At 66.4% G+C, this 9,952-nt stretch carries 10 protein-coding genes; 3 read left to right on the top strand and 7 right to left on the bottom strand.

Annotation, left to right across the window (positions count from 1 at the left end; genetic code table 11):
* Nucleotides 1-132: 132 nt before the first annotated feature.
* Together K410_RS0102060 and K410_RS0102055 are read right to left on the bottom strand one after the other, a co-directional pair.
* Nucleotides 133-1,242, bottom strand: coding sequence for a DUF2336 domain-containing protein (locus K410_RS0102060; protein ID WP_028133295.1), 1,110 nt, complete (start codon nt 1,240-1,242; stop codon nt 133-135).
* Nucleotides 1,243-1,463: 221 nt separating this feature from the next.
* Nucleotides 1,464-2,165, bottom strand: a complete 702-nt coding sequence (locus K410_RS0102055; protein ID WP_028133294.1) for an RluA family pseudouridine synthase — start codon at nt 2,163-2,165, stop codon at nt 1,464-1,466.
* Nucleotides 2,166-2,209: 44 nt separating this feature from the next.
* On the opposite strand from K410_RS0102055, the gene ftsY reads away from it, so the two are divergent.
* Nucleotides 2,210-3,157: a signal recognition particle-docking protein FtsY gene (ftsY, locus tag K410_RS0102050; protein WP_028133293.1), complete on the top strand. Its 948-nt coding sequence runs from the start codon at nt 2,210-2,212 to the stop codon at nt 3,155-3,157.
* A 3-nt stretch (nt 3,158-3,160) separates the two neighbouring features.
* Nucleotides 3,161-3,763, top strand: a complete 603-nt coding sequence (locus K410_RS0102045) for a septation protein A (protein ID WP_028133292.1) — start codon at nt 3,161-3,163, stop codon at nt 3,761-3,763.
* 136 nt (nt 3,764-3,899) lie between these two features.
* Here the strand turns inward: K410_RS0102045 and K410_RS0102040 are convergent, their stop codons facing one another.
* The 5 genes from K410_RS0102040 to ccmA all read right to left on the bottom strand — a co-directional run bounded on the left by K410_RS0102040 (nt 3,900) and on the right by ccmA (nt 6,986).
* Nucleotides 3,900-4,493, bottom strand: a complete 594-nt coding sequence (locus tag K410_RS0102040) for a DsbE family thiol:disulfide interchange protein (protein WP_028133291.1) — start codon at nt 4,491-4,493, stop codon at nt 3,900-3,902.
* On the bottom strand, nt 4,490-4,675 hold the full coding sequence (gene ccmD / locus K410_RS0102035) for a heme exporter protein CcmD (RefSeq protein ID WP_028133290.1): 186 nt from the start codon (nt 4,673-4,675) through the stop codon (nt 4,490-4,492). Before ccmD ends, K410_RS0102040 begins: the two co-directional genes overlap by 4 nt.
* The gene (locus K410_RS0102030; protein ID WP_028133289.1) at nt 4,672-5,460 is read right to left on the bottom strand and encodes a heme ABC transporter permease; all 789 of its coding nucleotides are present in this window, start codon (nt 5,458-5,460) and stop codon (nt 4,672-4,674) included. The genes ccmD and K410_RS0102030 overlap by 4 nt, the downstream gene beginning before the upstream one ends.
* A 91-nt stretch (nt 5,461-5,551) precedes the next feature.
* A complete protein-coding gene (gene ccmB, locus K410_RS0102025; RefSeq protein ID WP_028133288.1) occupies nt 5,552-6,220 on the bottom strand; it encodes a heme exporter protein CcmB in 669 nt (222 codons plus the stop codon).
* Between the two features lie 163 nt (nt 6,221-6,383).
* Nucleotides 6,384-6,986 carry a heme ABC exporter ATP-binding protein CcmA gene (gene ccmA / locus K410_RS0102020; RefSeq protein WP_028133287.1) on the bottom strand — a complete coding sequence of 201 codons (603 nt, stop codon included), beginning with the start codon at nt 6,984-6,986 and terminating at the stop codon, nt 6,384-6,386.
* A gap of 239 nt (nt 6,987-7,225) precedes the next feature.
* Here ccmA and acnA point away from each other — a divergent pair, with 239 nt between their 5' ends.
* Nucleotides 7,226-9,946: an aconitate hydratase AcnA gene (acnA, locus tag K410_RS0102015; RefSeq protein WP_028133286.1), complete on the top strand. Its 2,721-nt coding sequence runs from the start codon at nt 7,226-7,228 to the stop codon at nt 9,944-9,946.
* Nucleotides 9,947-9,952: the final 6 nt, after the last annotated feature.

Here is a 9,952-nt window from a genome sequence, read left to right as displayed (position 1 = left end):
GGCTGCCCCGTCCGCTTCACCGCCATCGATCCCTCCAGCCTTTGCCTTAGGGAATCACAACTGGCGAATTACGCAACAGCCCCACAAGGGGAGAGGGAAGAAACGTGCAACGCCGCATCCACCAAACAGAATTTACGACGCCCTGACCTGCCAGAACCGCAGCGTCCGCTTGGCATTCTCCGGCGTCATCCGCACGTAGTGCGCCTGCGCTCGCGCGAGGTCCGCGGGCTTCATCGCGCCGCTGGCAAAGCGGCTTTCGAGCACGGCGATGGCGGTTTCCCAGCTGAGCTGAGCGGCCTTGCAAGGCACCAGGAGGCCGTCGTCGCGCAGGCTCTGCATCAGCGGACGGATCACCTCGACGGTCGATCCGGACAGGGCAGCCAGGGCGGCGGCGGTCTCCTCGTAACGCCGCTGCCTGGCGAAGCCGAGCAGCGTCGCCTCGTTGAGCTGGCCGGTGGCCTTGAGGCCGGCGATGGCGCGCTTGGCCCCTTCGAAATCGCGAACACCCGACATTTCGCGCTCGACGCCGACGGCGATGGCCGCGATTGCGCTCTGGATCTCCTCGAACAGATGCGGCGGTGCGCGCGACAACAGGCTGGCGCGCACGGCATCGGTCGCCGAGCGCAGCAATCGGCGGCGCAGCTCCGAGGGCAGGTCGACGCGGACGCCGACGCTGACGGCAAGCTCAGGATCCGCCTCGGCCTGGGCGACCATGAGCGCGAAACCTTGTCCGGAGACGCGCGCGCCGGGATTGGCGGCGAGCTTGCGGCTGACGCTGGGATAGCGGCGCGCCAGCAGCGCGTCGGTGACGACCTCCTTCAGCCACCAGCGGCCGGCGATCGCGAGCAGATGCGGCTCGCCCTTGGCTGATGCGATCTTCACCAGCTCGCCATCGTCGAGGCGGGCGGATTCCTGCAGCACGGGACCTGCGATGCGGATCTCGTCGTTGCTGGCGAGGCGACGGATCACGGAGGGCGGCGCCTGCGCGACCGGCGCCAGCTGCGCGCTGATCTCGGCGAGCGCGATGCGTGCGCCCATGTCGGCGAGCGCGCGCAGCTCGATGGTGCCGATCAGGCGATCGAGCACGTCGTCGAACAGCGCGATCTGCTCGTCGTCGAAACTGCCGGCGGAGGTGAGGAACAGATCGGTGACCCGGCGGGCCGTTGCGAGGCCCTTCTCCGGCGAGCCGGCGCGAATCGCGGATTCGACCTCGTCGATGATCGATAGCCCGGCCGTGGACATGACGCGTTGCTCGTCCTGAGCGAATTGACGGAAGCTTGTTCTAAGCAACCGCGATCATGAGGGACGAGGACTGAAGGTTTCGTAAACCATGGCTCCATGACCCTCATCCTGAGGAGCCCGCGAAGCGGGCGTCTCGAAGGATCGAGGCTCGGGCCGCGGTAGCGGGGCCTTTCATGGTTCGAGACGGCGCTGACGCGCCTCCTCACCATGAGGGTCCGAGTTTACTCCCTGTTCCAGCCGCAAGCCCTCAGCTTCTCATGCATATGCGGCGGAGCCGGCGCCACGACGCGGACCGGCTCCTTGTTCCGGGAGATCGGCACCACGATCTCGCGGGAATGCAGATGCAGCTTCGGCTCGCCGAAGCGCGGGCCGTTGCCGTAAATGTTATCGCCGAAGATCGGCCAGCCGGTGGCCGACGAATGCACCCGCAATTGATGGGTCCGTCCCGTCACCGGTTCCATGGCGAGCCAGGTGAAACCGTCGCCGCGGCCCATCACCTTCCAATTCGTGACGGCCTTCTGGCCTTCCGGATCGGGCTTCTGCCACCAGCCGCGCTCGGCATTGAGCCGTCCCAGCGGCATGTCGATGGTGCCTTCGTCTTCGGAGGGGCCGCCCTCGACCACGGTCCAGTAGGTCTTGCCGATCTTGCCGTGCTTGAACAACAGGCCGAGCGAGGCAGTCGCCTTGCGATGGCGGCCGAGCACGAGGCAGCCGGAGGTGTCCTTGTCCAGCCGGTGGGCCAGCACCGGCGGGCGCGGCAGGCCGAAGCGCAGCGCGTCGAAGGAATCCTCCAGATTGGGACCGCCCTTGGGGCCGCGATGCACCGGCAGGCCGGCCGGCTTGTTGATGACAAGCATCAGCCCGTCGCGATGGAGCACGCGCGACAAAATCTCCTCGGCGGTCAATTCGGGAACATCGAGCAATTGCAAGACTTTCGTTTGGAAGCGGGAACGGCTAACACGCCTCCATGAACGATACCACTTCCGAGACCCCCAAGCTGAGCTGGTGGCGCCGCCTGTCCAACGGGCTGAAGCGCACCTCGTCCTCGCTCGGGACCGCGGTCGCCGACCTCGTCACCAAGCGCAAGCTCGACCGCGCCATGCTCGACGACATCGAGGATGTGCTGCTGCGCGCCGATCTCGGCACCTCCGTCGCAGTGCGCATTGCGGATGCGGTCGGCACCGGCCGCTACGACAAGGCGATCTCGGCGGACGAGGTCAAGGACGTCGTCGCCACCGAGGTCGAGAAGGTGCTGGCGCCGGTGGCAAAGCCGCTCGAGATCGATGCGGCCAGGAAGCCGTTCGTCATTCTCGTGGTCGGCGTCAACGGCTCCGGCAAGACCACCACGATCGGCAAGCTCTCGCAAAAATTCGCCTCCGAAGGCCGCAAGGTGATGCTGGCCGCCGGCGACACCTTTCGCGCAGCAGCCATCGAGCAGCTCAAGGTCTGGGGCGAGCGGACCAGGACGCCCGTCATCGCGGGCGCGCAAGGCTCGGATTCCGCAAGCCTTGCCTTCAACGCGCTCACCGCGGCCAGGGAGCAGAGCATCGACGTCCTGCTGATCGACACCGCCGGGCGTCTGCAGAACAAGGCCGAGCTGATGAACGAGCTCGAAAAGGTCGTGCGCGTCATCCGCAAGGTGGATGACACTGCGCCGCATGCCGTGCTGCTGGTGCTGGACGCCACCGTCGGCCAGAATGCGCTGTCGCAGGTCGAGGCCTTCCATCGCACCGCCGGGGTCACCGGCCTCGTCATGACCAAGCTCGACGGCACCGCGCGCGGCGGCATCCTGGTGGCGCTCGCCGAGAAGTTCAAGCTGCCGGTGCATTTCATCGGCGTCGGCGAAGGCGTCGACGATCTTGCGCCCTTCACCGCGCGCGATTTCGCCCGCGCCATCGCCGGAATCGAAAGCTGAACAATGGACAAGACCCAGCCGCATCCGCTGTTCAAGCTGGCGACCGAGCTCGGTCCGCTGCTCGTGTTCTTCTTCGTCAACGCGAAGTTCAACCTGTTCGCCGCGACCGGGGCCTTCATGGTGGCGATCGCAATCGCGATGGTCGCGTCCTACGTGGTGACACGCCACATCCCGATCATGGCGATCGTGACGGGCGTGATCGTGCTGGTGTTCGGCACGCTCACCCTGGTGCTGCACGACGAGACCTTCATCAAGCTCAAGCCGACCATCATCTACGGCTTGTTCGCGGCGATCCTCGGCGGCGGCCTGTTGTTCGGCCGCTCCTTCATCGCCGTGATGTTCGACCAGGTGTTCAACCTGACGCCGCAGGGCTGGCGCATCCTTACGCTGCGCTGGGCGCTGTTCTTCGCCGGCATGGCGGCGCTGAACGAGATCATCTGGCGCACGCAGAGCACGGACTTCTGGGTGAACTTCAAGGTGTTCGGCGTGACGCCCATCACGATGATCTTCGCCATCGCCCAGATGCCGCTGACCAAGCGCTACCACCTCGAGCCGGTGTCGCTGGAGAGGAGCGAGGCCGAGGCCGGGGACATCAGCAAGGGGTGAGGGGCTCGTGTCCCGGACGCGCAAAGCGCGAGCCGGGACCCAGTCTCTCTCCGGCCGCGACGTCATGGGTGACATGGGCCCCGGCTCTGCAGCGCATTGAAAGGATCGCTGCGCTGCGTCCGGGGCACGAGATGCCCTACGAGCCCGCGTTCAGCGCCTTCTCCATCTGCGGCATCAGCACCGTCCGCAGATTGTCCGGCGTGATCGGGCCGACCAGCTTGTAGACGATGGTGCCCTCGCGGCCGACGACGAATGTCTCCGGCACGCCGTAGACGCCCCATTCGATCGAGGCGCGACCGTTGGCGTCGACGCCGACGCGGCTGAACGGGTTGCCGTAGCGTCCCAGGAAGCGCCGCGCATTGTCGGCGGCGTCCTTGTAATTGATGCCGACCAGCTGGAAGCGCTTGTCCTTTGCCAGCTCGGTGAGCAGCGGCGCCTCGTCGTGGCACGGCACGCACCAGGACGCCCAGACGTTGACGAGGCTGACCTTGCCCTTGAACGCGGCGGGATCGAGGCCCGGCACCTGCGCGCCGTTGTCCTGCAACCCCGCGAGCTCAGGCAAAATAGTCGGCGGCGCCGGACGGCCGATCAGCGCCGAAGGAATCCGCGAGATATCGCCGCTGCCGAGCCGGAACCAGAACAGCAGCGCAAGGCCGATGAAGGCGATCAGCGGCAGCACCATCAGGAAGGTGCGGCGCTGCGGCGCCGCGGAGGCGGGTTGATCGCTCATCGCCGGTCCGTCGCGCTGCGGCCGGACCGGCGCGTGATGCCGCGCTCCTCCAGCTCGCGCAGGCGCTGGGTCTGATTGCGATAGTCGAGCGCGATCCAGCCGATCAGGATCGCGACCACGAGCGCCGCCGCCGCATAGGACGTCACGATGAAGGATGCATAGGGACCGAGCGACATGATCATGCGGCCCCGACTTCGTTCGCATTTTGCCCGCGCGAGCCGGCGCCCATCTCGCTGGAGAACGCGACGCGGCTCGCCTGCATCATCTGCAGGGAGCGGACCCGGCGGCGCAGGATCTCGTTGCGCATCGCCGCCAGATGCAGCGTCACGAACAGCAGCGTGAAGGCGATCGCCATCACCAGCAGCGGAATCAGGAAGGATTTGTCGAGGGCCGATCCGCCCATGCGCATCACCGAGGCCGGCTGGTGCAGCGTGTTCCACCAGTCGACGGAGAATTTGATGATCGGCAAATTGAGCGCGCCGACCAGGGTCAGCACCGCGGCGGCGCGGGCCGCGCGCGAGGGATCGTCGACCGCGCGCCACAGCGCCATCAGGCCGAGATACATCAGGAACAGAATCAGCACCGAGGTCAGCCGCGCATCCCATTCCCAATAGGTGCCCCACATCGGCCGGCCCCACAGCGATCCCGTGAGCAGCGCCAGGAAGGTGAAGGCGGCGCCGATCGGAGCGGCAGCCTTGGCGGCGACGTCGGCGAGCGGATGCCGCCACACCAGCGTGCCCAGCGAGGCGATGCTCATGACGCCCCAGACGAACATCGACAGCCAGGCATTGGGCACGTGGATGAACATGATCTTCACCGTGGCGCCCTGCTGGTAGTCGTCGGGCGCGAGCGCGGCTTGATAGAGACCGATCGCGAGCAGGACGACGGTCGCGGCCGCGAGCCACGGCAGGACCCGCGCTGTCAGCGCGAGGAACCGCGTGGGGTTGGCGAGGTCGATCAGTGACATGGTACCCTGATAATCATCGATGGCCGCTCAGGCAATCAGCACGAAAGCGCGGGGCGAAAGTTGATCGGGGTCAAGGTCGGTCGAGCGCATCTCAATCGAGCCCGTGCCGCAGGCTCGCTGCGGCTGCGAAGGGGCCGATCACCAGGCTGACCAGCGACAGCGCGCACAGGATCGAGAACGGCGCGCCGAACGTCATCGGGCCGACGATCACGGCCTGCGAGGCCGCAACCCCGAAAATCAGCACCGGAATCGACAGCGGCAGCACCAGTACCGCCATCAGCAGGCCGCCGCGGTGCAGCGTCACCGCCAGCGCCGCGCCGATCATGCCGGTGAACGTCAGCGCCGGGGTGCCCGCCAGCAGTGTCAGCGCCACCGCCCCGGTCGCGACCATGTCGAGGTTGAGCAGCAGGCCGAGCACGGGGGTTGCGACAATCAGCGGCAGGCCCGCCGCCAGCCAATGCGCCAGCGCCTTGGCGGCGCAGGCGAGTTCCAGCGGCGTCCGGCTCATCGTGATCAGGTCGAGCGAGCCGTCCTCGTGGTCGGCCATAAACAGCCGGTCCAGGGTCAGCAGGCTCGCCAGCAGCGCGCCGAGCCAGAGGATGGCCGGCCCCAGCCGCGACAGCAGCGCCAGATCCGGCCCCACCGCGAACGGCATCAGCACCACCACGGTCAGGAAGAACAGCACCCCGATCAGCGCCCCGCCGCCGACGCGGAGCGCGATCCGGATGTCCCGGCGGATGAGGGCGGCGAGGGCAGTCATGGCGGGCTCCCCTCGTGCCGCAAGGGCGGTGCGCTCCCTCCCCAGCTTGCGGGAGAGGGCTGGGGAGAGGGGGTCTCGACAACGAAGGCTCCCCCAGAAGAGAGAGGCGAGGGAACGGAGAGGCCGGTGCCTAGCCGCTCGGAAAGCTGAGGGTGCATGGGAATCACGCAGCGCCCCCGATCCGCAGCTCCCGCGATTCGATCCCGAGCGGGGCATGGGTCGCCGCGACGATGAGGCCGCCGCGCGACAGGTGCTCGCGCATCAGGCCGCCAAACATGTCCTGGCCGGCAACGTCCAGCGCATTGGTGGGCTCGTCCAGCAGCCAGACCGGGCGGCGGACGGTCAGCAGGCGCGCCAGCGACAGCCGGCGGCGCTGGCCCGCCGAGAGGAAGCCCGCAGGCAGATGGGTGGCATGGTCGAGCCCGACGGTGGCGAGGGTCGCCGCCGCGTCACCGCGCTCGCCGCCCAGGAAATCAGCCCAAAAGGTCAGGTTCTCCGCCACGCTGAGGGCCGGCTTCAGGGCATCGCGATGGCCGAGATAATGGCACTGCTCGGGCAGCGTCAGCTCGGCATCGCCGCCGGAGAGCGCGATCTGGCCGCCCGCCGGCACCAGCAGGCCCGCGATCAGCCGCAGCAGCGAGGTCTTGCCCGAGCCGTTGCGGCCGACCACAGCCACCGCCTCGCCGGAGACCGCGGCGAAATCGAGCCCGGCAAACACCTGGCGGCCGCCCCGCACGCAGGCAACTCCCTGTCCGGAGAGCCGCATCTCGCCTCGTTTCAATTCACTCAAAGCCGGGCCTCAGGAAAACTTGGGGTAGCGCATGGGAATTTTTGGCTCGCGATTGCTGCGGCACGATTGTGGCTGTGGCGGTGCGGTTAGAAAGCTTCTATAAGCCCGGAACTACTTGATGCAGCAACTCAACCTGCCCCTGCAAGCGGCCCAGCCTGATACGCTGACGGTGTTAAGATACCCTGCCGGGTATAGCTAACAATTGGGATTCCTACATGACCTCGCTCGACAGCTTCAAATGCAAAAAGACCCTCAAGGTCGGCGCCAAGACCTACGTCTATTACAGCCTGCCCACGGCCGAGAAGAATGGTCTGAAGGGAATTTCCAAACTTCCCTATTCGATGAAGGTCCTGCTCGAGAACCTGCTGCGCAACGAGGACGGCCGTTCGGTCAAGAAAGAGGACATCGTCGCCGTCTCCAAATGGCTGCGCAAGAAGTCGCTGGAGCATGAGATCGCGTTCCGCCCGGCGCGCGTGCTGATGCAGGACTTCACCGGCGTGCCCGCGGTGGTCGACCTCGCCGCGATGCGCAACGCGATGCAGAAGCTCGGCGGCGACGCCGAGAAGATCAATCCCCTGGTGCCGGTCGACCTCGTGATCGACCATTCCGTGATCGTGAACTTCTTCGGCGACAACAAGGCCTTCGGCAAGAACGTCACCGAGGAATACAAGCAGAACCAGGAGCGCTACGAGTTCCTGAAATGGGGCCAGAAGGCGTTCTCGAACTTCTCCGTCGTGCCGCCCGGCACCGGCATCTGCCACCAGGTCAACCTGGAATATCTGGCCCAGACGGTCTGGACCAAGAAGGAGAAGATGACGGTCGGCAAGAAGACCGGCACTTTCGAGGTCGCCTATCCCGACTCGCTGGTCGGCACCGATTCCCACACCACCATGGTCAACGGTCTGGCCGTGCTCGGATGGGGCGTCGGCGGCATCGAGGCGGAAGCCTGCATGCTCGGCCAGCCGCTGTCGATGCTTCTGCCCAACGTCGTCGGCTTCAAGCTGAAGGGCGCGCTGAAGGAAGGCGTCACCGCCACCGACCTCGTGCTCACGGTGACGCAGATGCTGCGCAAGCTCGGCGTCGTCGGCAAGTTCGTCGAGTTCTTCGGCCCGGGCCTCGACCATCTCTCCGTCGCCGACAAGGCCACCATCGCCAACATGGCCCCCGAATACGGCGCGACCTGCGGCTTCTTCCCCGTGGATGCCGCCGCGCTCGACTATCTCAAGACCTCCGGCCGTGCCTCGGCGCGCGTTGCGCTGGTGCAGGCCTATGCCAAGGCGCAGGGCCTGTTCCGCACCGCCAAGTCGCCCGATCCGGTGTTCACGGAAACGCTGACCCTCGACCTCGGCGACGTCGTGCCGTCGATGGCCGGCCCGAAGCGCCCCGAAGGCCGCATCGCGCTGCCGACCGTCGCGGAGGGCTTCTCGCTTGCGCTCGGCAGCGAGTACAAGAAGGCCGAGGAGCCCACCAAGCGCTTCCCGGTCGAAGGCAAGAACTTCGATATCGGCCATGGCGACGTCGTGATCGCCGCGATCACCTCCTGCACCAACACCTCGAATCCGAGCGTCCTGATCGGCGCCGGCCTCCTGGCGCGCAACGCCGCGGCGAAGGGCCTCAAGGCCAAGCCGTGGGTGAAGACCTCGCTCGCCCCGGGCAGCCAGGTGGTCGCCGAATATCTCGCCAATTCCGGCCTGCAGCCCTATCTCGACAAGGTCGGCTTCAACCTGGTCGGCTTCGGCTGCACCACCTGCATCGGCAATTCCGGTCCGCTGCCTGAAGAGATTTCGAAATCGATCAACGACAACGGTGTGGTCGCGGCCGCCGTGCTCTCCGGCAATCGCAACTTCGAAGGCCGCGTCTCGCCGGACGTGCAGGCGAACTACCTGGCCTCGCCGCCGCTGGTCGTCGCCTACGCGCTCGCCGGCAGCGTCACCAAGAACCTCGCCACCGAGCCGCTCGGCGAGGGCAAGGACGGCAAGCCGGTCTACCTGAAGGACATCTGGCCGACGACCAAGGAGATCAACGCCTTCATGAAGAAGTTCGTGACCGCGTCGATCTTCAAGAAGAAGTACGCCGACGTGTTCAAGGGCGACACCAACTGGCGCAAGATCAAGACGGTCGAGAGCGAGACCTATCGCTGGAACATGTCTTCGACCTACGTGCAGAACCCGCCCTATTTCGACGGCATGAAGAAGGAGCCGGAGCCGGTCACCGATATCGTCGAGGCGCGCATCCTCGCCATGTTCGGCGACAAGATCACCACCGACCACATCTCGCCGGCCGGTTCGATCAAGCTTACCTCGCCCGCGGGCAAGTATCTCAGCGAGCACCAGGTGCGTCCCGCCGACTTCAACCAGTACGGCACGCGCCGCGGCAACCACGAAGTGATGATGCGTGGCACCTTCGCCAACATCCGCATCAAGAACTTCATGCTGAAGGGCGCCGACGGCAACATTCCGGAAGGCGGCCTCACCAAGCACTGGCCCGACGGCGAGCAGATGTCGATCTATGACGCCGCGATGAAGTACCAGGAAGAGAAGGTGCCGCTGGTGGTGTTCGCCGGTGCCGAATACGGCAACGGCTCCTCGCGCGACTGGGCGGCCAAGGGCACGCGTCTGCTCGGCGTGCGCGCCGTGATCTGCCAGAGCTTCGAGCGCATCCATCGCTCCAACCTCGTCGGTATGGGCGTGCTGCCGCTGACCTTCGAGGAAGGCACCTCCTGGTCCTCGCTCGGTCTGAAGGGCGACGAGAAGGTCACGTTGCGCGGCCTCGTCGGCGACCTCAAGCCGCGCCAGAAGCTGACCGCGGAGATCGTCTCCGGCGACGGCTCGTTGCAGCGCGTTTCGCTGCTCTGCCGCATCGATACGCTGGACGAGCTCGACTATTACCGCAACGGCGGTATCCTGCACTACGTGCTGCGCAAGCTCGCGGCGTAAGCGCGG

It is taken from the genome of Bradyrhizobium sp. 22 (assembly GCF_000482425.1).
GTDB classification, from domain to species: Bacteria; Pseudomonadota; Alphaproteobacteria; order Rhizobiales; family Xanthobacteraceae; genus Bradyrhizobium; species Bradyrhizobium japonicum_B.
Note: the sequence above shows the minus strand (reverse complement) of the source record. Positions and strands in the feature narration are given on the sequence as shown.